This window comes from Pseudomonas sp. DCB_BI, assembly GCF_026240995.1.
Classification (GTDB): Bacteria; Pseudomonadota; Gammaproteobacteria; order Pseudomonadales; family Pseudomonadaceae; genus Aquipseudomonas.
Window position 1 is genome coordinate 1 of the sequence record NZ_JAPFCG010000035.1, and the last position, 21,427, is coordinate 21,427.

Below are 21,427 nucleotides of genomic sequence, written 5' to 3' on the forward strand. Positions count from 1 at the left end.
CTGAACCTGCCAGCCATCGTTACCACCGACTTGCGCCTGAACGAGCCACGCTACGCGTCGCTGCCGAACATCATGAAGGCCAAGAAGAAGCCGCTGGAGACCGTCAAGCCTGACGATCTGGGCGTTTCCCTCGCCTCCACCAACAAGACCTTGAAAGTCGAAGCCCCGGCTGCCCGCAGCGCAGGCATCAAGGTCAAATCGGTGGCCGAACTGGTCGAGAAGCTGAAGAACGAAGCGAAGGTAATCTAAATGACTATCCTGGTTGTCGCTGAATACGAGAACGGTGCCGTAGCCCCGGCCACCCTGAATACTGTCGCCGCTGCCGCCAAGATCGGTGGTGATGTGCACGTGCTGGTCGCCGGCCAGAACGTCGGTGGCGTTGCAGAATCCGCTGCCAAGATCGCTGGCGTTGCCAAAGTGCTGGTGGCTGATAACGCTGCCTACGCCCATGTCCTGCCGGAAAACGTCGCGCCGCTGATCGTCGAGCTGGCCAAGGGTTACAGCCACGTGCTGGCCCCGGCTACCACCAACGGCAAGAACATCCTGCCACGTGTTGCCGCGCTGCTGGACGTCGACCAGATTTCCGAGATCATCTCGGTCGAATCCGCCGACACCTTCAAGCGCCCGATCTATGCCGGTAACGCCATTGCCACCGTGCAATCGAGCGCTGCGGTCAAGGTCATCACCGTGCGTACCACCGGCTTTGATGCCTTGGCGGCCGAAGGCGGCTCCGCTGCCGTTGAGGCGGTTGGTGCTGCGCACAACGCCGGTATCTCTGCATTCGTTGGTGAAGAGCTGGCCAAGTCCGACCGCCCAGAGCTGACCGCTGCCAAGATCGTCGTTTCCGGCGGCCGCGGCATGGGCAATGGTGACAACTTCAAGCATCTGTACAGCCTGGCCGACAAGCTCGGTGCTGCTGTCGGTGCCTCGCGCGCCGCGGTCGACGCCGGCTTCGTGCCGAACGACATGCAGGTCGGCCAGACCGGCAAGATCGTTGCCCCACAGCTGTACATCGCCGTCGGTATCTCCGGCGCCATCCAGCACCTGGCCGGCATGAAAGACTCCAAAGTGATCGTTGCGATCAACAAGGACGAAGAAGCGCCGATCTTCCAGGTGGCTGATTACGGCCTGGTCGCTGACCTGTTCGAAGCGGTGCCAGAGCTGGAAAAGCTGGTCTGATCCGCCTGCTTCACTTATAAAGAACCCGGCCCTCGTTTTGAGGGTCGGGTTTTTTTATGGCTTGAGGGGTGAGGGATGACGTTGCGCGGAACGGGCAGGGTGCTGGCATGTGTGGCGCTGCTGCTGTCACCACTGGCCATGGCTGCAGGCAAGTGCGAGCGCCTGGTGGCAACCGGCAGCCCGGATGCGCCGCCCTATTCGTGGCAGGACCCGAAAGACCCGAAGCACCTGATCGGCGCCAACGTTGACCTGTTGCGTCAGGTGGCGGGTGAGCTGGGTGTGAAGGTCGAAGTGTTGAGCGCCGGCCGCCGTGATCAGGCGCTGGAAGAGGTACGCAGCGGGCGTATGGACCTGCTGCTCGACACGCCCATGCAGGTCGAGCAACTGACCGCGCTGGACTATATCCACCCGCCGTTGCAGCTCAACGAATACCTGGTATGGACCCGTCACGATGCCGAACTGACCTTCGATGGCCCGGCCGACCTGGCCAAGTATCAGGGCAGCCTGTCCGAGCGCGCACGCCTGACCCCGGCCTTTACGGCCTTTGCCAAGACCCAGCTCAAGCTGGTGCCGGCGCAGAACCTGACCCAGGCGTTCCAGAAACTGGTGCTTGGCCAGGTTGATTATGTGCTGGCTGGTCGCTATTCCGGCATGGCCATGGCCCAGAGCCTGGGCATGAGCAATGATCTGATCGCCCGCGGCCTGCCGGTGGACCGCCCGGGCCTTTACCTGGCGCTGTCGCACAATTCGGCTTGCAATGACAGCTGGTTGCGTGGGCAACTGGCGAAAAAACTGACAGAATTGCCGATCTCTGGTGCGACCGAGGCGGTACTGCAGCGAAATGTCGAACGCTGGAAGGCGCAGTTGCAGGTACCGGTGGACGCCCCCAAACACTAGGAATATCGCGTGAGAATCCAACCACTAATCCTTGCCCTGGCCGTGCTCGGCCTGGCTGGCTGCGCCAATGACCCGGCCCCGGACGAGCAGATGCGCATTTCCGAGCAGGCGCTGGAGCAGGCCAGGGCCGTCGGTGCCACTGAGCAGGTCGATACGCTGAAACTGGCGGAAGACAAACTGGCCCGCGCCAAGACCAACATGCTGACTGAAGACTACCGCGATGCGCGCATGCGCGCCGAGCAGGCCGAGCTGGATGCGCGCCTGGCCGAGGCCCAGGTGTTGAACCAGAAGAGCGAAGAGCAGCTGCAGCTGCTGCAGTCGCGGGTCAAGCGCCTGCGCAAGCAACTGGAGGTGCAGCCATGACCTGCCGTACACCGTTGGCCGCACTGGCATTGCTGGTGCTGGCGGCAGGGTTGCAGGGTTGCGCCAGCCAGCGCAGCAGTGCGGCGCTGGATGAGGCAAGCGCCGCTTTCCAGAAGGTCAAGGATGATTCCGATGTGCTGCGCAGTGCGCCGCGTGACGTGATTCGCGCAGGCGAGTCGCTGGCACGTGCCGAGCGGCTGTCCAGCTATATCGGCACCGGTTCGGATGTGCGTCACTACGCTTACCTGAGCCAGCGCTACAGCGAGATTGCCAGCGAGCATGCCAAGCTGGCCCTCAGTCAGGAACGCCGGGCCAAGCTCGACCTCGAGCGTCAGCGCCTGCAACTGGCGCTGCGTGAGGCCAAGCTCGCCAGCGTGCAACAACAGGGCAAGTGGGTCGAGTCGCAGATTGCTGCGCTGGCCTCGGAGCAGGCCGACCGTGGTCTGGTGATGACCCTGGGTGATGTGCTGTTCGACACCGGCAGTGCCGACCTGAAGAACTCGGCGAGCCGTACCGTGCTCAAGCTGGTGCAGTTTCTACAGCTGAACCCGCGTCGGGTGGTGCGTATCGAGGGTTATACCGACAGCACCGGTGCTCCTGAGGACAATATCAAGCTGTCGCGCGACCGGGCGCAGTCGGTGGCCGACATGCTGGTGGATCTGGGCATCGACGAAAAGCGCCTCCAGGTTGAAGGCTATGGCGACCAGTACCCAATCGAGGCCAATGCCTCGGAGCGGGGCAGGGCGCAGAACCGTCGGGTCGAGATCGTGTTCTCCGATGACAAGGGCAAGCTCGCGCCAGCGCGGTGAGGTTGGGGGGGCGCCTCGACATTGTCAGCGCCTATGAGATCGAGCGCCGCCCGCGCGGCGCTTCGCGGGGCTCGATCTTGCAGCCGTCTAAGATGTTGTGGCAACCACGCCATCTGTCCCAGTACACTTTGCAACTGTTACGGTATCCTCTACCGTCAGTGTGTCGCACAAGAATAACGAGTCCGTCCGCGCGTCGAGATCCCGCCATGACCAACCTGCTGCTGTACCAGCGTATCGCCCAGCAACTGGCCGATGACATCCGTCGTGGTGTCTACCAGCCAGGCGAGCGGGTACCCTCCGTGCGCAAGATGAGCGCCCAGCTCAACGTCAGCCACGCCACGGTGTTGCAGGCCTATGCCAACCTCGAAGACCAAGGCCTTATCCGTGCGCGGCCGCAGTCCGGCTACTATGTGCACCAGACCCCAGCCCTGACTGCGCCAACCCCGGACATCGCCCGGGTCGAGCGCCCCGGTCTGGTCACGCGTGCCAGTATCATCCAGCAGGTGCTGACCGAGGCACGTCGCGACGGTGTGTTCCCGTTCGGCGCTGCGGTACCGCATGTCGACTACCTGCCGGTGCGCGCCCTGCACCAGCAGATTGCCAAGGTGACACGCTTCCATAGCCCGCGTGCCTTCAGCTACATGTTCAGCCCGGGTTTCGAGCCGCTGCGCCGGCAGATCGCCATCCGCATGCGCGATGCCGGCGTCCTGGTCGACCCGCGGGAAGTGATCGTGACCCATGGCTGCGTCGATGCCTTGCAGATGTCGCTACGTGTGCTGACCCGCCCCGGTGACCTGATTGCCGCCGAGTCGCCCACGTATTACGGCTTGCTGCAGTTGGCTGACTTGTTGGGCCTGAAAGTGATCGAGATCCCCAGCGATCCGTCCACCGGTATCAGCCTCGAAGCCTTGCAGCTGGCCGCCAACCAGTGGTCGATCAAGGCCCTGGTGCTGACAGCGCGCCTGAGCAACCCGCTGGGCGGCACGGTTCCTGAGGAGCGGCAGAAACAGTTGCTGCGCCTTGCCTCAGACTTCGATATCCAGATCATCGAGGACGATATCTACGGCGAACTGATGTTCGAGCAGGGTAAGACCAAGGCGCTGAAGGCATTCGACCGCCTTGACCGGGTGATCTACTGCTCGAGCTTTTCCAAGACGCTGTCGCCGGGGGTGCGCGTAGGCTGGATGATCGCCGGGCGTTATCAGGACGAGATCCAGCGCTTGCAAACGTTTACCACCCATTCGGCCTGCAGCGTGACGCAAATGGGCGTTGCGGCCTACCTGGAAAATGGCGGCTACGACCGGCACCTGCGCTACATTCGCCAAGAGTATCGCAAGAACCTCAGTGCCTATCAGCTGGCGGTGCAGCAGCACTTTCCCGAGGGGACGCAGATGACCCGGCCGACCGGGGGGTTCATCCTTTGGGTGAGCCTGCCTGGGCGGGTCAATACCCAGGAGCTGCATGTACGGGCGCTGGAGCAGGGCATCAGTATTGCGCCGGGGCTGATATTCAGTAATACGGAACAGTTCAACCACTGTATCCGCCTCAATTGTGGCATCCCGTGGAACAAGGAAGCCGAGCGGGCAGTGATAACGCTCGGCTTGCTGGCGCAGCAGTTGTGCAGGGAGCCTGCGTCCACACTTTTGTAAGGCTTGCCAGCGGCTTGTGGAACAGGGAGCATACGCATCTTTCCGGTCAGTCTGTCCTTTTGCCATGAATGCTTTGCGCTACTTCATCCTGATCCTGTGTCTTGCACCGTGCTGCTACCCGGGCAGCACGGCCTTGGCGGCGCAGCCGGCAAGCCAGGTACAGGCGAGCCAAGGCAAGCAGGTGCAGAAAAAACCGGCAGCCAGGCCTGTGCAGAAGCCGGCGGCAAAACCGGCCAGCAAGGGCAGGGCCAAGCCGGTGCGCAAGCCGGTCGGCAAGACGGTTGCCAAACCCCTGCCCAAGGCAAAGCTGGATCTCAGCTTGCCCGCCGATATGGTAAACAGCCTTGAGCCGAACGTGGGTACACCTTCGCCGATCCAACGGCGCAAACCTTTGCTGCCACCCATGTTCAGTGAAAACCCCCAGACCAGTGACAGCCCGTTCCAGCTCAATGGCCGGCTGATCAACAACGAGATGCAGCTGCAACTGCGCAATGACAGCCGTCATGACGTGGAAGGGGCGGCCATCGATTTCGAGTATCGCCAGTAGGCGGGAACTGACTGCCGAGTCACGGCAGATTTCATCGTGCCAGTAATTTCAAACGCCTGTTTGAGCGGTTACTATCCAGGGGCGTTCGCTCCGTTTTGTTCCAGGGAGTCCTGATTTTGGTGAATAGCCATGAACTGCCGTGAGGGTTGTGGTGCCTGCTGCATCGCCCCGTCCATCACTTCTGCAATGCCGCGCATGCCCAATGGCAAGCCGGCTGGCGAGCGCTGCCTGCACCTGACTGCGGCCAACCTCTGCGACCTGTTCGGCAAGCCCGAACGGCCGGCGGTGTGTGGCGGGTTCAAGGCGGATGTCGAGGTCTGCGGCAGCGACCGTGACGAGGCAATCAGGATTCTTGGCTGGTGGGAGCAGATAACGGCGGCGTGACAGGCTGGATCTTCGAAAACAAGGATAAACATGATGAGATCGTTCAAGCGTATTGCACTGTTGTGTGGCATGGGTGTTCTGCTGGCACCGGCGGCCTGGGCCGAGAACTGGCAAGTGGCCAAGGACGAGGAGGGGATCAAGGTATCCCTCAGCGAGGTGGCGGGCTCCAAGTACAAGGCTTACCAGGGTGTTACCTTGATCAAGGCGCCGCTGGCCAAGGTGCAGGCGCTGCAGGAAGACGTGGCCGGTGCCTGTGCCTGGATTCACGAATGCAAGTCGCAGAAGCTGCTCAAGCACGAGGGCGACCAAAGCTGGACCTACACCCAATTCAATACGCCTTGGCCGGTGACCCCGCGGGATTCCGTGCTGCATATCACCACGGTGAAGGGGGCTGATGGCAGCTTGACCCGTAACCTGGTCGAAGAGCCGACCTATGTCCCGGAAGAGAAAGGCTTTGTGCGGGTGGCAAAGGTCGAGGGTTTCTGGAAGCTGGTGCCCAAGGGCGACAGCACCGAAGTGACTTACCAGGTGCACACCGAGCCGGGTGGCAGCGTACCGGCGATGGTGGCCAACAAGTTCGTGGTGGACGCGCCGTTCAATACCCTGAAAGGGCTGCGTGAGCGGGCTGAGAAAAACTGACGGTCTTGCGTCGTCTTTCCTGGCCTCCTCGCGGCAAGCCCACGAAGCGGCCAGCACGGAAAAGGTAATAAAAAAGGCTGCCCGAGGGCAGCCTTTTTGCGTTCGGCCATGAAAGCTTACTTGCGGTCCTTCAGGGCAACGATGTCGCGCTTCTGCTCGCCGGTGTACAGCTGGCGCGGGCGGCCGATCTTGTACGGGCTGGAGAGCATTTCTTTCCAGTGCGAGATCCAGCCCACGGTACGTGCCAGGGCGAAGATCACGGTGAACATGCTGGTCGGAATGCCGATCGCCTTGAGGATGATCCCCGAGTAGAAGTCGACGTTCGGGTACAGCGAGCGCTCGATGAAGTACGGATCGGTCAGGGCGATCTCTTCCAGGCGCATGGCCAGTTCCAGCTGCGGGTCGTTCTTGATGCCCAGCTCGCGCAGGACTTCGTCGCAGGTCTGCTTCATCACGGTGGCGCGCGGGTCGCGGTTCTTGTACACGCGGTGACCGAAGCCCATCAGCTTGAACGGGTCGTTCTTGTCCTTGGCCTTGGCGATGAACTTGTCGATGTTCGAGACATCGCCGATTTCATCGAGCATGGTCAGTACGGCTTCGTTCGCACCGCCGTGGGCCGGGCCCCACAGTGCGGCGATACCGGCGGCGATACAGGCGAACGGGTTGGCACCCGACGAGCCGGCCAGACGAACGGTGGAGGTGGAGGCGTTCTGCTCGTGGTCGGCGTGGAGGATGAAGATCCGGTCCATTGCCTTGGCCAGCACCGGGCTGATCGGTTTGATCTCGCACGGGGTGTTGAACATCATGTGCAGGAAGTTTTCCGCGTACGACAGGTCGTTGCGCGGGTACATCATCGGCTGGCCCATGGAGTACTTGTAAACCATCGCGGCCAGGGTCGGCATCTTGGCGACCAGGCGCACCGCGGAGATTTCGCGGTGTTGCGGGTTATTGATGTCCAGGGAGTCGTGATAGAACGCCGACAGGGCGCCGACCACGCCGCACATCACCGCCATCGGGTGAGCGTCGCGACGGAAGCCGTTGAAGAAGGACTTCAGCTGCTCGTGAACCATCGTGTGGTTCTTCACGGTGCTGACGAACTGGGCCTTCTGCTCGGCATTCGGCAGTTCGCCGTTGAGCAGCAGGTAGCAGGTTTCGAGGTAGTCGGACTGTTCGGCGAGTTGCTCGATCGGGTAGCCGCGGTGCAGCAGGATCCCTTTGTCGCCGTCAATGTAGGTGATCTTCGACTCGCACGAGGCAGTCGCCATGAAACCAGGGTCGAAGGTGAAGTGACCAGTGGCCCCTAACCCGCGGACGTCGATTACATCAGGACCAACGGTGCCGGTTAAAATGGGCAGCTCGACGGGGGCAGCGCCCTCGATGACCAACTGCGCTTTTTTGTCAGCCATGTGGCCTCCTATTAATGCTTGAAATCATCAGACAGACCCCCCACGCAGGGCCCGCACCACTATAGAGGGATAAATTCAGATGTCAATTTGCCTAAAGGCTTGTTGAATCAGGCATTCAAGCCTGATTTTTCCCGAAATTCTCGCCCATTTACGCCTTTTGTTCGCTAAAGGCAATGCGCTATTTGGGCTACCCCGTCACGTTGTCATAAGCAGCCTAACTGTCTATACTCGGCACCCGACCGCCAGGGGCTTGCAAGCCCGAACTGCTGGGGGTCGCCGTTCCCTGGGTGGTGGGTACCTGACCAGTACACTTACCAACAACTTTGCCCTGATTCGCTAGGGGCTCTTCAGTGTGAAAAAAGCCGTGAAAAGCCAACGACCTGTAAACCTAGACCTAAGGACCATCAAGCTCCCTGTCACTGCGTACACGTCCATCCTGCACCGTATCTCCGGCGTCATCCTGTTCATCGGCCTTGCCATCATGCTTTATGCACTGGGCAAGTCGCTGGGTTCCGAGGAAGGCTTCGGCGAAGTGAAGGCGTGTCTGGCCAGCCCGCTGGCCAAGTTCGTGACCTGGGGCCTGCTGTCCGCCCTGCTTTATCACCTCGTGGCAGGTGTTCGTCACCTGATCATGGACATGGGCATCGGTGAGACGCTGGAAGGCGGCAAGCTGGGCTCGAAAATCGTGATCGTCATCTCCGTGGTGCTGATCGTTCTGGTGGGAGTTTGGGTATGGTAACCAATGTCACGAACCTGTCGCGTTCGGGCCTCTATGACTGGATGGCGCAGCGCGTTTCTGCGGTCGTTCTCGCGGCTTACTTCATCTTCCTGATCGGCTACGTGGTCGCCCACCCAGGCATCGACTACACCCAGTGGCATGGTCTGTTCTCCAACAACGCGATGCGAATCTTCAGCTTGCTGGCCCTCGTTGCCCTGGGCGCCCACGCCTGGGTCGGCATGTGGACCATTGCAACCGACTACCTGACGCCTATGTCGTTCGGCAAGTCGGCAACTGCGATTCGTTTCCTGTTCCAGGCGGTATGCGGCGTTGCGATGTTCGCTTACTTCGTCTGGGGTGTGCAGATTCTCTGGGGTATCTGATCCATGGCTAGCATTCCAACCATTTCCTTCGACGCCATCATCATCGGTGGTGGCGGCGCCGGCATGCGCGCTGCGCTGCAATTGGCTCAAGGCGGCCACAAGACTGCCGTAGTCACCAAGGTCTTCCCGACCCGTTCGCACACCGTATCCGCCCAGGGCGGCATCACCTGCGCCATCGCTTCGGCCGACCCGAACGACGACTGGCGCTGGCACATGTACGATACCGTCAAGGGCTCCGACTATATCGGTGACCAGGACGCTATCGAATACATGTGTCAGGAAGGCCCGGCTGCGGTCTTCGAGCTGGACCACATGGGTCTGCCGTTCTCGCGTACCGAAACCGGTCGTATCTACCAGCGCCCGTTCGGCGGCCAGTCCAAGGACTTCGGCAAGGGTGGCCAGGCTGCCCGTACCTGTGCCGCTTCCGACCGTACCGGTCACGCGCTGCTGCACACCCTGTACCAGGGTAACCTGAAAGCTGGCACCACCTTCCTCAACGAATACTACGCAGTTGACCTGGTGAAGAACCAGGACGGCGCATTCGTGGGTGTGATCGCCATCTGCATCGAAACCGGCGAAACCCTGTACATCAAGTCCAAGGCCACCGTACTGGCCACTGGCGGTGCAGGCCGTATCTACGCTTCCACCACCAACGCCCTGATCAATACCGGTGACGGTATCGGCATGGCCCTGCGTGCAGGCGTACCGGTGCAGGACATCGAGATGTGGCAGTTCCACCCGACCGGCATCGCCGGCGCCGGTGTACTGGTCACCGAAGGTTGCCGCGGTGAAGGTGGTTACCTGATCAACGCCCACGGCGAGCGCTTCATGGAGCGTTACGCGCCGAACGCGAAAGACCTGGCCGGCCGCGACGTGGTTGCCCGTTCCATGGTCAAGGAAATCATCGCCGGCAACGGCGTGGGCCCGAACAAGGACCACGTACTGCTGAAACTGGACCACCTGGGCGAGGAAGTGCTGCACAGCCGCCTGCCAGGTATCTGCGAACTGTCCAAGACCTTCGCCCACGTCGACCCTGTGGTCGCGCCGGTACCAGTGGTTCCGACCTGCCACTACATGATGGGCGGCGTTGCCACCAACATTCACGGCCAGGCCATCACCATGGACGCCGAAGGCAAAGACCACATCATCCCGGGCCTGTTCGCCGTAGGTGAAGTGGCGTGCGTATCGGTTCACGGTGCCAACCGCCTGGGCGGCAACTCGCTGCTCGACCTAGTGGTATTCGGCCGTGCTGCCGGCCTGCACCTGGAGAAGGCGTTGACCGAAGGCGTGGAATACCGCGACGCCAGCGACACCGACGTCGATGTTGCCCTGAACCGCCTGAACAAGCTCAACGAGCGTACCAGCGGTGAAGACGTTGCCAGCCTGAAGCGCGAGCTGCAAAGCTGCATGCAGAACTACTTCGGTGTATTCCGTACTGGCGAATACATGCAGAAGGGTATCGAGCAGCTGGCCGGTCTGCGTGACCGTATCGCCAACGTCAAGATCAACGACAAGTCCCAGGCCTTCAACACCGCGCGTATCGAAGCGCTGGAGCTGCAGAACCTGCTGGAAGTCGCCGAAGCTACCGCCATCGCGGCCGAAGCCCGTAAAGAGTCCCGCGGCGCTCACGCCCGTGAAGACTTCGAAGACCGTGACGACGAAAACTGGCTGTGCCACACCCTGTACTACCCGGGTGAGAAGCGCGTTGCCAAGCGCGGCGTCAACTTTGCGCCGAAGACTGTTCCAGCCTTCGAACCAAAAGTCCGGACTTACTAAGGGTGGCTGCTATGTTGAAAGTCGAAGTTTATCGTTACAACCCAGACACCGACTCGGCGCCAAAAATGGAGTCGTTCGACGTCGATACCGGCGGTAAAGACCTGATGGTGCTGGATGTATTGGCACTGATCAAGGAAAAGGACGAGGGTTTCTCGTACCGTCGCTCCTGCCGTGAAGGCGTTTGCGGCTCCGACGGCATGAACATGAACGGCAAGAACGGCCTGGCCTGCATCACCCCGCTGTCGGGTGTGGTCAAGGGCAACAAGCTTGTTCTGCGCCCGCTGCCAGGCCTGCCGGTCATTCGTGACCTCGTGGTCGACATGAGCATCTTCTACAAGCAGTACGAGAAGGTGAAGCCGTTCCTGCAGAACGATACCCCGGCTCCGGCCATCGAACGCCTGCAGTCGCCAGAAGACCGCGACAAGCTGGACGGTCTGTACGAGTGCATCCTGTGCGCTTGCTGCTCCACGTCCTGCCCGTCGTTCTGGTGGAACCCAGACAAGTTCCTGGGCCCTGCTGCGCTGCTGCAGGCCTACCGCTTCCTGGCCGACAGCCGCGACACCAAGACCCAGGAGCGCCTGGCGTCCCTGGATGACCCGTTCAGCGTATTCCGCTGCCGCGGGATCATGAACTGCGTAAACGTTTGCCCGAAAGGTCTGAACCCGACCAAGGCAATCGGTCACGTACGTAACATGCTGCTGCAAAGCGGCACCTGATTCAAAGCGTTGTACCTGCAGTATGCCGAGGTGCGGGTGGTGAGCCCGCACTGAGGTAAAACCCGAACAAGGGCCCACAAAGCCCGCGTTCATTACCTATGAAGATATGAGACCAGCAGGGGCTTTCCGGGCTGGTACCCGGAAAATCAGCAGGATCCAGGTGGCGTGGTTCAGTCGCTGTTTTCGGACTTTTCCAGGTTTGCTGTGGCTCTCGCCGATCAGTCCCCTAATCGAGGGTGACCAAGCATGCAAGAAAGCGTGATGCAGCGCATGTGGGATAGCGCCCACCTTTCAGGTGGTAACGCTGCATATGTGGAAGAGCTCTACGAGCTCTACCTGCACGACCCTAACGCTGTGCCAGAAGAGTGGCGCACTTACTTCCAGAAGTTGCCAGCCGACGGCAGCACCGCTACTGATGTATCGCACTCGACAATCCGCGACCATTTCGTACTGCTGGCAAAGAACCAGCGCCGCGCCCAACCGGTGTCCGCCGGGAGCGTGAGCAGTGAACACGAGAAGAAGCAGGTTGAAGTTCTGCGACTGATCCAGGCCTATCGTATGCGCGGCCATCAGGCTGCCAAGCTCGACCCGTTGGGGTTGTGGCAGCGCCCTGCGCCCGTAGACCTGTCGATCAATCACTACGGCTTGACCAATGCCGATCTTGATACGACCTTCCGTGCCGGCGACCTGTTCATCGGCAAAGAGGAGGCGAGCCTACGCGACATCTTCGATGCACTCCAGAAGACATATTGTCGCACCATTGGCGCCGAATTCACCCACATCGTTGATTCCGAGCAGCGCAGCTGGTTCCAGCAGCGCCTGGAAAGCGTGCGCGGCCGTCCGGAGTTTTCCGCTGACGTGCAGGCTCACTTGCTCGAGCGCGTCACTGCCGGTGAAGGCCTGGAGAAATACCTGGGCACCAAGTACCCAGGCACCAAGCGCTTCGGCCTTGAAGGTGGCGAGAGCCTGATCCCGATGCTGGACGAAATGATCCAGCGTTCCGGCTCCTACGGCACCAAGGAAGTCGTCATCGGCATGGCCCACCGTGGCCGTCTGAACGTGCTGGTGAACACCTTCGGCAAGAACCCGCGCGAGCTGTTCGACGAGTTCGAAGGCAAGAAGATGAACGAGCTGGGCTCCGGTGACGTGAAGTATCACCAGGGCTTCTCCTCGAACGTGATGACCACCGGTGGCGAAGTGCACCTGGCCATGGCGTTCAACCCGTCCCACCTGGAAATCGTCTCGCCAGTGGTCGAGGGTTCGGTGCGCGCCCGTCAGGACCGCCGCAACGACACCGTTGGCGACAAGGTGCTACCGATCTCGATCCACGGCGACGCAGCATTCGCCGGCCAGGGCGTGGTCATGGAAACCTTCCAGATGTCGCAGACCCGCGGTTTCAAGACCGGCGGCACCGTGCACATCGTGATCAACAACCAGGTTGGTTTCACCATCAGCAACCCGCTGGACGCGCGCTCTACCGAGTACGCCACCGACGTGGCCAAGATGATCCAGGCGCCGATCCTTCACGTGAACGGCGATGACCCGGAAGCTGTGCTGTTCGTCACCCAGCTGGCCATCGATTACCGCATGCAGTTCAAGCGTGACGTGGTCATCGACCTGGTCTGCTACCGCCGTCGCGGCCACAACGAGGCCGACGAGCCGAATGGCACCCAGCCGCTGATGTACCAGCAGATCGCCAAGCAGCGCACCACCCGTGAGCTGTATGCCGATGCACTGATCCAGGCAGGCCGTATCGACGCCGAGCGCGCCCAGGCCAAGATCGACGAGTACCGCAACGCGCTGGACAACGGCCTGCACGTGGTGAAAAGCCTGGTCAAGGAGCCGAACCGCGAGCTGTTCGTCGACTGGCGTCCATACCTGGGCCATGCCTGGACCGCGCGTCACGACACCCGTTTCGACCTCAAGACCCTGCAAGACCTGTCGGCCAAGCTGCTCGAGCTGCCGGAAGGTTTCGTGGTCCAGCGTCAGGTGTCGAAGATCTACGAAGACCGTCAGAAGATGCAGGCCGGTGGCTTGCCGATCAACTGGGGTTATGCAGAGACCATGGCCTACGCCACCCTGCAGTTCGAAGGTCACCCGATCCGCATGACCGGCCAGGACATCGGCCGTGGCACCTTCTCGCACCGTCACGCGGTGCTGCACAACCAGAAGGACGCCAGCACCTACATCCCGCTGCAGAACCTGTTCCCGGGCCAGCCACGTTTCGACCTGTACGATTCGTTCCTGTCCGAGGAAGCGGTACTGGCCTTCGAATACGGCTACTCCACCACCACGCCGAACGCGCTGGTGATCTGGGAAGCCCAGTTCGGCGACTTCGCCAACGGTGCGCAAGTGGTGATCGACCAGTTCATCACCAGCGGCGAGCACAAGTGGGGCCGTCTGTGCGGTCTGACCATGCTGCTGCCACACGGCTATGAAGGGCAGGGCCCGGAGCACTCCTCCGCGCGTCTGGAGCGTTACCTGCAGCTGTGCGCCGAGCACAACATCCAGGTGTGCGTACCGACTACCCCGGCACAGATCTACCACCTGCTGCGTCGCCAGGTCATCCGTCCGCTGCGCAAGCCGCTGATCGTCCTGACACCGAAGTCACTGCTGCGCCACAAGCTGGCCGTTTCGACCCTGGAAGACCTTGCAGAAGGCTCGTTCCAGACCGTGATCCCGGAAATCGACAGCCTCGATCCGGCCAAAGTCGAGCGTCTGGTCCTGTGCGGCGGCAAGGTCTACTACGACCTGCTGGAAAAACGCCGTGCCGAAGGCCGCGAAGACATTGCCATCGTGCGTATCGAGCAGCTGTATCCGTTCCCTGAGGACGACCTGGTCGAAATCCTCGCGCCTTACACCAACCTCAAGCATGCAGTGTGGTGTCAGGAAGAACCGATGAACCAGGGCGCCTGGTACAGCAGCCAGCACCACATGCGCCGTATTCTGGGCCGCCACAACAAGGCACTGGTCCTGGAATACGCCGGCCGCGACGCTTCCGCCGCGCCAGCCTGTGGTTACGCTTCGAAGCACGCCGAACAGCAGGAAAAACTGCTGCAAGACGCCTTCACTGTCTAACGCCTTCGCGCACCTGAAACCGAATTTAAGGAAACACAGATAATGGCTATCGAGATCAAAGCCCCAACCTTCCCGGAATCGGTTGCCGATGGCACCGTTGCCACTTGGCACAAGAAGCCGGGCGAAGCCGTCAAGCGTGACGAGCTGATCGTCGACATCGAGACCGACAAGGTGGTGCTGGAAGTACTGGCCACCGCGGACGGCGTGCTGGGCGACATCGTCAAGGGCGAGGGCGATACCGTCCTGTCCGACGAATTGCTGGGTTCGATCGTTGAAGGCGGTGCTGCTGCCGCGCCAGCCGCTGCCGCCGCACCTGCTGCTGCTCCGGCCGCTGCTGCTGCCGACGCTGGCGAAGACGACCCGATCGCTGCCCCGGCTGCACGCAAGCTGGCCGAAGAGAACGGCATCGACCTGGCTACCGTTGCCGGTACCGGTAAAGGCGGTCGCGTCACCAAGGAAGACGTGGTTGCTGCTGTTGCCAACAAGAAGTCCGCACCTGCCGCTGCACCGGCCGCCAAGCCTGCTGCCGCTGCTGCCGCACCGGTCGTGGTTGCCGCTGGCGATCGCACCGAGAAGCGTGTGCCGATGACTCGTCTGCGCGCCAAGATCGCCGAGCGTCTGGTCGAAGCCCAGTCGAACATGGCCATGCTGACCACCTTCAACGAAGTGGACATGACCGAAGTCATGGCCCTGCGCTCGAAGTACAAGGACCTGTTCGAGAAGACCCACAACGGCGTGCGCCTGGGCTTCATGTCGTTCTTCGTCAAGGCCGCCACCGAAGCCCTGAAGCGCTTCCCGGCTGTCAACGCCTCGATCGACGGCAACGACATCGTCTACCACGGCTTCGCCGACGTGGGTGTTGCGGTTTCCAGCGACCGTGGCCTGGTGGTACCGGTACTGCGCAACGCCGAGTCGATGAGCCTGGCTGAAATCGAGAACGGCATCGCCACCTTCGGCAAGAAAGCCCGTGACGGCAAACTGTCGATCGAAGAAATGACCGGCGGCACGTTCACCATCACCAACGGCGGTACATTCGGTTCGATGATGTCGACCCCGATCGTCAACCCGCCGCAGGCCGCGATCCTTGGCATGCACAACATCATCCAGCGTCCGATGGCCGTTAACGGCCAGGTGGTGATTCGCCCGATGATGTACCTGGCCCTGTCCTACGATCACCGCCTGATCGATGGCAAGGAAGCGGTAACCTTCCTGGTCACCATCAAGAACCTGCTGGAAGATCCGTCTCGCCTGCTGCTGGACATCTAACCCTCTGGCTGCGTACCGTGCCGGGCCTGGCTTCGCAGGAAGCCATGCCGCGCGGTTCGCGGCTTGTAGCTTGTAGCTGATAAGGAATCTTTTATGACCCAGAAATTCGACGTAGTGGTAATCGGTGCAGGCCCAGGCGGCTATGTGGCTGCCATCAAGGCCGCACAACTTGGTCTGAAGACTGCCTGTATCGAGAAGTACACCGACGCCGAGGGCAAGCTGGCCCTGGGCGGCACCTGCCTGAACGTAGGTTGCATTCCTTCCAAGGCGCTGCTGGACAGCTCCTGGAAATACAAGGAAGCCAAAGAGAGCTTCAACGTCCACGGTATCTCCACTGGCGAAGTGAAGATGGACGTGGCCGCGATGGTTGGCCGCAAGGCTGGCATCGTCAAGAACCTGACCGGCGGCGTTGCCACCCTGTTCAAGGCCAACGGCGTTACTTCGATCCAGGGCCACGGCAAGCTGCTGGCGGGCAAGAAAGTCGAAGTCACCAAGGCTGACGGCACCACCGAAGTCATCGAAGCCGAGAACGTGATCCTGGCTTCCGGCTCGCGCCCGATCGACATTCCGCCGGCTCCGGTCGACCAGAATGTCATCGTCGACTCCACTGGCGCCCTGGAATTCCAGGCCGTACCAAAGCGCCTGGGCGTTATCGGTGCTGGCGTGATCGGCCTGGAGCTGGGCTCGGTATGGGCTCGCCTGGGTGCTGAAGTGACCGTCCTGGAAGCCCTGGACACCTTCCTGATGGCGGCCGACACTGCCGTGTCGAAAGAAGCCCAGAAGACCCTGACCAAGCAAGGCCTGGACATCAAGCTGGGCGCTCGCGTCACCGGCTCGAAAGTCAACGGCAACGAAGTCGAAGTCACCTACACCAACGCCGAAGGCGAGCAGAAGATCACCTTCGACAAGCTGATCGTTGCGGTCGGCCGTCGCCCGGTGACCACCGATCTGCTGGCTGCCGACAGCGGCGTGACCATCGACGAGCGTGGCTACATCTTCGTCGACGATCACTGCGCCACCAGCGTACCGGGCGTATACGCCATCGGTGACGTGGTGCGTGGCATGATGCTGGCCCACAAGGCCTCGGAAGAGGGCATCATGGTGGTTGAGCGCATCAAGGGTCACAAGGCCCAGATGAACTACGATCTGATCCCTTCGGTCATCTACACCCACCCGGAAATCGCGTGGGTCGGCAAGACCGAACAGTCCTTGAAGGCTGAGGGTGTTGAGGTTAACGTAGGCACCTTCCCGTTCGCGGCCAGCGGCCGTGCGATGGCAGCCAACGACACCGGCGGTTTCGTCAAGGTCATCGCCGATGCCAAGACCGACCGCGTCCTGGGTGTACACGTGATTGGCCCATCGGCTGCCGAACTGGTGCAGCAGGGTGCAATCGCAATGGAATTCGGCACCAGTGCCGAGGACCTGGGCATGATGGTCTTCAGCCATCCAACCCTGTCCGAAGCGTTGCATGAAGCAGCGCTGGCAGTGAATGGCGGCGCCATTCACGTGGCCAACCGTAAGAAGCGTTAATCATAAGAAACCACGGCGGGCAGCCCGTCGTGAGTCTTGCGTGCATGACTCACCGCGGAACGTCCGCCGGACCGGATCACATGGGATAACCCGGGGTCAACGGTCACAGGTGGTGCGGCGCCAGTGATGGCGCAGCGCCGAAGCGCAGTACCTAACGAAGACGGTAAAAAGCATGAATCTTCACGAGTATCAGGGTAAGCAGCTGTTCGCTGAATACGGCCTGCCAGTTTCCAAGGGTTTCGCAGTCGATACCCCTGAGCAAGCTGCAGAAGCCTGCGACAAGATCGGCGGGAACGAGTGGGTTGTAAAAGCCCAGGTTCACGCAGGTGGTCGCGGCAAGGCGGGCGGCGTCAAGCTGGTTCGCAGCAAAGAAGACGCCAAGGCGTTCGCTGCACAGTGGTTGGGCAAGAATCTGGTTACCTACCAGACTGATGCCAACGGTCAACCCGTCTCCAAGATTCTGGTCGAATCCTGCACTGACATCGCCAAAGAGCTGTACCTGGGCGCTGTAGTCGATCGTTCGAGCCGCCGTATCGTGTTCATGGCTTCCACCGAAGGTGGCGTGGACATCGAGAAAGTCGCTCACGAAACGCCTGAGAAAATCCTCAAGGCCACCATCGACCCACTGGTCGGCGCTCAGCCGTTCCAGGGTCGCGAGCTGGCGTTCCAGCTGGGCCTGGAAGGCAAGCAAGTTCAACAGTTCGCCAAGATCTTCGTTGGCCTGGCCAAGCTGTTCAAGGATCACGACCTGGCACTGCTGGAAGTGAACCCGCTGGTGATCAAGGCCGATGGCGACCTGCACTGCCTCGATGCCAAGATCAACATCGACGCCAACGCCATGTACCGTCAGCCTAAGCTGAAGACCTTCCACGACCCGTCGCAGGACGACGCCCGTGAAGCCCACGCTGCCAAGTTCGAACTGAACTACGTTGCCCTTGAAGGCAACATCGGCTGCATGGTCAACGGTGCCGGCCTGGCCATGGGTACCATGGACATCGTCAACCTGCACGGCGGCAAGCCAGCCAACTTCCTCGACGTTGGCGGTGGTGCTACCAAAGAGCGCGTTACCGAAGCGTTCAAGATCATTCTGTCCGACAGCAATGTCGCGGCCGTTCTGGTCAACATCTTCGGCGGCATCGTTCGCTGCGACATGATTGCCGAAGGCATCATCGGTGCAGTGAAAGAAGTCGGCGTTAAAGTTCCGGTCGTCGTTCGCCTTGAAGGCAACAACGCCGAACTGGGCGCTAAAGTACTGGCAGAAAGCGGTTTGAACATCATTGCGGCAACCAGCCTGACCGACGCTGCTCAACAAGTTGTCAAAGCTGCGGAGGGCAAGTAATGAGCGTCCTGATCAATAAAGACACCAAAGTCATCTGCCAGGGCTTCACCGGCTCGCAGGGTACTTTCCACTCCGAACAGGCCATCGCCTACGGCACCAAGATGGTCGGCGGCGTAACGCCAGGCAAGGGTGGCACCACCCACCTGGGCCTGCCGGTGTTCAACACCGTGAAGGAAGCCGTGGAAGCTACCGGCGCTGACGCTTCGGTCATCTACGTACCGGCCCCGTTCTGCAAGGACTCGATCCTGGAAGCGGCCTTCGGCGGCATCAAGCTGATCGTCTGCATCACCGAAGGCATTCCTACCCTGGACATGCTTGATGCCAAGGTCAAGTGCGACGAGCTGGGCGTTACCCTGATCGGCCCTAACTGCCCAGGTGTCATCACCCCGGGCGAGTGCAAGATCGGCATCATGCCAGGCCACATCCACCTGCCAGGCAAGGTCGGTATCGTTTCGCGTTCCGGCACCCTGACCTATGAAGCGGTCAAGCAGACCACCGACGCCGGCTTCGGCCAGTCGACCTGCGTCGGCATCGGCGGTGACCCGATCCCAGGCTCCAACTTCATCGACATCCTGAAGCTGTTCCAGGAAGACCCGAAGACCGAAGCGATCGTGATGATCGGTGAGATCGGCGGTTCGGCTGAAGAAGAAGCCGCGGCCTACATCAAGGCCCACGTGACCAAGCCTGTCGTTTCCTACATCGCTGGTGTTACCGCTCCTGCGGGCAAGCGCATGGGCCACGCTGGCGCCATCATCTCCGGTGGCAAGGGTACTGCGGACGAGAAGTTCGCCGCCCTGCAGGACGCGGGTGTGAAAACCGTGCGTTCGCTGGCTGACATCGGCAAGGCCCTGGCCGAGCTGACTGGCTGGGAAGCCAAGAAGTAATACTGCTACACCCCCCACGCGCACAAAGGCCACCTTCGGGTGGCCTTTGTCGTTTGTGGGGTTTCTGTAGGCCGGTGCTGGCGATAGGGATTTTTCGATAGGTTTGATAGGAATTTTCACGCAGACGGATGTTTCAATCCGAGGATAATTCCCCCTGTCATCGGTCGCACAGACGACAAACATGTACGCACATCGGACAAGCAGCACTGTGCCAGTGCGTTTGACTGACAAAACAGTTACATTACGCGCTCACTCTGTGCCCGTACCCCAAAAGGGAACGACACGCTAAACGGGTCTGGCCTATCAAGCCGGGCAGCATTTCCCCTCATCCAAAGGGAAATCCCCTCTCGAATCCCGATTTCAGCAGTGTGGTACTACCTTAAATGAAAGTTCTCAAAGGCCAGGATATCCTGGCGCTTGGCTTTATGACGTTTGCGCTTTTTGTGGGTGCAGGCAATATCATCTTCCCGCCTATCGTCGGTCTGCAGTCTGGCCCGCATGTATGGATGGCGGCACTGGGCTTCCTGGTGACTGCCGTCGGCCTGCCGGTCATCACCGTGGTCGCCCTGGCCAAGGTCGGTGGCGGCATGGACGCCCTGAGCAGCCCGATCGGCAAGTTCTTCGGTGGCTTGCTGGCGGCCGTGTGCTACCTGTCGGTAGGCCCGCTGTTCGCCACCCCGCGTACCGCGACCGTGTCGTTCGAAGTGGGTGTTGCGCCGCTGACCGGTGAGAGCCCGCTGGCGCTGTTCATCTATAGCCTGGTGTATTTCGCCGTGGTACTGGCGGTGTCCATGTACCCGGGCAAGCTGCTCGATACCGTCGGCCGCTTCCTGGCGCCGTTGAAGATCATCGCCCTGGCCGTGCTGGGCATCGCTGCCTTCGCGCTGCCAGCCGGAACCATTGGTGACGCACAGCCGGCCTATGCCGCCGCAGCATTCTCCAAGGGCTTCTCCGACGGCTACCTGACCATGGATACCCTGGGTGCCCTGGTATTCGGTATTGTCATCGTCAACGCCATCCGCTCGCGCGGTGTGGAGTCGCCCAAGCTGATCACCCGTTACGCCATCATCGCTGGCCTGATCGCCGGTGTCGGCCTGGCGCTGGTATACATCAGCCTGTTCCGCCTGGGTGCCACCAGCCACGATATCGCCGCCGACGCCACCAACGGTGCCGCGGTGCTGCATGCCTACGTACAGCACACCTTCGGCTCGCTGGGCAGCGGCTTCCTGGCCGTGCTGATCGCGCTGGCCTGCCTGGTGACTGCAGTTGGCCTGACCTGCGCCTGCGCCGAGTACTTCAGCCAGGTCCTGCCGCTGTCGTACCGCGCACTGGTGGTGATCCTCGCTGGTTTCTCGCTGCTGATCTCCAACCTGGGCCTGACCAAGCTGATCATGTTCTCGATCCCGGTGCTCACCGCCATCTATCCGCCGTGCATCGTGGTGGTCGGCCTGAGCTTCGTGAAAGACCTGTGGAACTCGCCAACCCGTATCCTGGCCCCGGTGATGCTGGTGTCGCTGGTGTTCGGCATGGTCGACGCGATCAAGGGCAGCAGCCTTGCCCATGTGTTGCCAGACTTCATGGCGCACCTGCCATTGAGCGATGCCGGCATGGCCTGGCTGGTGCCTTCGGTGGTGACCCTGGCGGGCGCCGTGGCCTGCGACCGCATGCTCGGCAAGCCGCGCGAGGCGCTGGCCTGACCTGGTACGTCGAAGCCTGAGGGCGGCACCGGCCACAAGCCGAAGGGTGCGCGCCAAGGGTGGAAACCGGAAAGCCCCGTATCCGAAAGGATGCGGGGCTTTTTGCTTGCTGGCAGCGGGCTTTTCGCAGCAGGCGAGGTTTTTTCAGTGTGCAGGTGTGCCTTTTG

General features: G+C 61.2%; 20 protein-coding genes. 19 read left to right on the top strand and 1 reads right to left on the bottom strand.

Going from position 1 to position 21,427, the window contains the following annotated elements; all coding sequences use genetic code 11:
- The 9 genes from OO258_RS26620 to OO258_RS26660 form a co-directional block, all read left to right on the top strand.
- Window positions 1–249, top strand: a 249-nt coding sequence (locus OO258_RS26620) for an electron transfer flavoprotein subunit beta/FixA family protein (RefSeq protein WP_416309232.1), incomplete at its 5' end; no start/stop codon positions are given.
- Window positions 250–1,179 (top strand): electron transfer flavoprotein subunit alpha/FixB family protein, encoded by a 930-nt coding sequence (locus OO258_RS26625; protein WP_266034714.1) that lies wholly within the window; start codon window positions 250–252, stop codon window positions 1,177–1,179. It begins immediately after the preceding gene.
- Between the two features lie 75 nt (window positions 1,180–1,254).
- A complete protein-coding gene (locus OO258_RS26630; protein WP_266034716.1) occupies window positions 1,255–2,076 on the top strand; it encodes a substrate-binding periplasmic protein in 822 nt (273 codons plus the stop codon).
- Between the two features lie 9 nt (window positions 2,077–2,085).
- Window positions 2,086–2,439: a DUF4398 domain-containing protein gene (locus OO258_RS26635; RefSeq protein ID WP_266034718.1), complete on the top strand. Its 354-nt coding sequence runs from the start codon at window positions 2,086–2,088 to the stop codon at window positions 2,437–2,439.
- Window positions 2,436–3,248, top strand: a complete 813-nt coding sequence (locus OO258_RS26640) for an OmpA family protein (protein WP_266034719.1) — start codon at window positions 2,436–2,438, stop codon at window positions 3,246–3,248. Before OO258_RS26635 ends, OO258_RS26640 begins: the two co-directional genes overlap by 4 nt.
- Window positions 3,249–3,454: 206 nt before the next feature.
- Window positions 3,455–4,897, top strand: coding sequence for a PLP-dependent aminotransferase family protein (locus tag OO258_RS26645; RefSeq protein WP_266034721.1), 1,443 nt, complete (start codon window positions 3,455–3,457; stop codon window positions 4,895–4,897).
- Between the two features lie 64 nt (window positions 4,898–4,961).
- A complete protein-coding gene (locus OO258_RS26650; protein ID WP_266034722.1) occupies window positions 4,962–5,444 on the top strand; it encodes a hypothetical protein in 483 nt (160 codons plus the stop codon).
- 129 nt (window positions 5,445–5,573) lie between these two features.
- Window positions 5,574–5,828: a YkgJ family cysteine cluster protein gene (locus OO258_RS26655; RefSeq protein WP_049275991.1), complete on the top strand. Its 255-nt coding sequence runs from the start codon at window positions 5,574–5,576 to the stop codon at window positions 5,826–5,828.
- Window positions 5,829–5,861: 33 nt separating this feature from the next.
- Complete coding sequence (locus OO258_RS26660; RefSeq protein ID WP_110745652.1) at window positions 5,862–6,467, top strand: START domain-containing protein; 606 nt, start codon at window positions 5,862–5,864, stop codon at window positions 6,465–6,467.
- A gap of 116 nt (window positions 6,468–6,583) precedes the next feature.
- Here OO258_RS26660 and gltA read toward each other — a convergent pair whose 3' ends face one another.
- Window positions 6,584–7,873, bottom strand: coding sequence for a citrate synthase (gene gltA, locus OO258_RS26665; protein ID WP_003254218.1), 1,290 nt, complete (start codon window positions 7,871–7,873; stop codon window positions 6,584–6,586).
- 352 nt (window positions 7,874–8,225) lie between these two features.
- Between gltA and sdhC the strand changes: the two genes are divergently transcribed.
- The 10 genes from sdhC (at window position 8,226) to brnQ (ending at window position 21,260) form a co-directional block, all read left to right on the top strand.
- Window positions 8,226–8,612 carry a succinate dehydrogenase, cytochrome b556 subunit gene (gene sdhC, locus OO258_RS26670; protein WP_266034729.1) on the top strand — a complete coding sequence of 129 codons (387 nt, stop codon included), beginning with the start codon at window positions 8,226–8,228 and terminating at the stop codon, window positions 8,610–8,612.
- Window positions 8,606–8,974, top strand: a complete 369-nt coding sequence (gene sdhD / locus OO258_RS26675; protein WP_008091903.1) for a succinate dehydrogenase, hydrophobic membrane anchor protein — start codon at window positions 8,606–8,608, stop codon at window positions 8,972–8,974. Before sdhC ends, sdhD begins: the two co-directional genes overlap by 7 nt.
- A gap of 3 nt (window positions 8,975–8,977) precedes the next feature.
- Complete coding sequence (gene sdhA / locus OO258_RS26680) at window positions 8,978–10,750, top strand: succinate dehydrogenase flavoprotein subunit (RefSeq protein WP_110745653.1); 1,773 nt, start codon at window positions 8,978–8,980, stop codon at window positions 10,748–10,750.
- A gap of 11 nt (window positions 10,751–10,761) precedes the next feature.
- Window positions 10,762–11,466, top strand: a complete 705-nt coding sequence (locus OO258_RS26685; protein WP_012315348.1) for a succinate dehydrogenase iron-sulfur subunit — start codon at window positions 10,762–10,764, stop codon at window positions 11,464–11,466.
- Between the two features lie 246 nt (window positions 11,467–11,712).
- The gene (locus OO258_RS26690) at window positions 11,713–14,544 is read left to right on the top strand and encodes a 2-oxoglutarate dehydrogenase E1 component (protein ID WP_110745654.1); all 2,832 of its coding nucleotides are present in this window, start codon (window positions 11,713–11,715) and stop codon (window positions 14,542–14,544) included.
- 42 nt (window positions 14,545–14,586) lie between these two features.
- Window positions 14,587–15,810 carry a 2-oxoglutarate dehydrogenase complex dihydrolipoyllysine-residue succinyltransferase gene (gene odhB / locus OO258_RS26695; protein WP_266034743.1) on the top strand — a complete coding sequence of 408 codons (1,224 nt, stop codon included), beginning with the start codon at window positions 14,587–14,589 and terminating at the stop codon, window positions 15,808–15,810.
- Window positions 15,811–15,903: 93 nt separating this feature from the next.
- The gene (lpdA, locus tag OO258_RS26700) at window positions 15,904–17,340 is read left to right on the top strand and encodes a dihydrolipoyl dehydrogenase (protein WP_110745656.1); all 1,437 of its coding nucleotides are present in this window, start codon (window positions 15,904–15,906) and stop codon (window positions 17,338–17,340) included.
- Window positions 17,341–17,512: 172 nt separating this feature from the next.
- Complete coding sequence (gene sucC / locus OO258_RS26705; protein WP_003254205.1) at window positions 17,513–18,679, top strand: ADP-forming succinate--CoA ligase subunit beta; 1,167 nt, start codon at window positions 17,513–17,515, stop codon at window positions 18,677–18,679.
- Window positions 18,679–19,563 carry a succinate--CoA ligase subunit alpha gene (gene sucD / locus OO258_RS26710; RefSeq protein WP_003254203.1) on the top strand — a complete coding sequence of 295 codons (885 nt, stop codon included), beginning with the start codon at window positions 18,679–18,681 and terminating at the stop codon, window positions 19,561–19,563. Before sucC ends, sucD begins: the two co-directional genes overlap by 1 nt.
- Window positions 19,564–19,946: 383 nt before the next feature.
- Window positions 19,947–21,260 (top strand): branched-chain amino acid transport system II carrier protein, encoded by a 1,314-nt coding sequence (gene brnQ / locus OO258_RS26715; RefSeq protein ID WP_266034747.1) that lies wholly within the window; start codon window positions 19,947–19,949, stop codon window positions 21,258–21,260.
- Window positions 21,261–21,427: the final 167 nt, after the last annotated feature.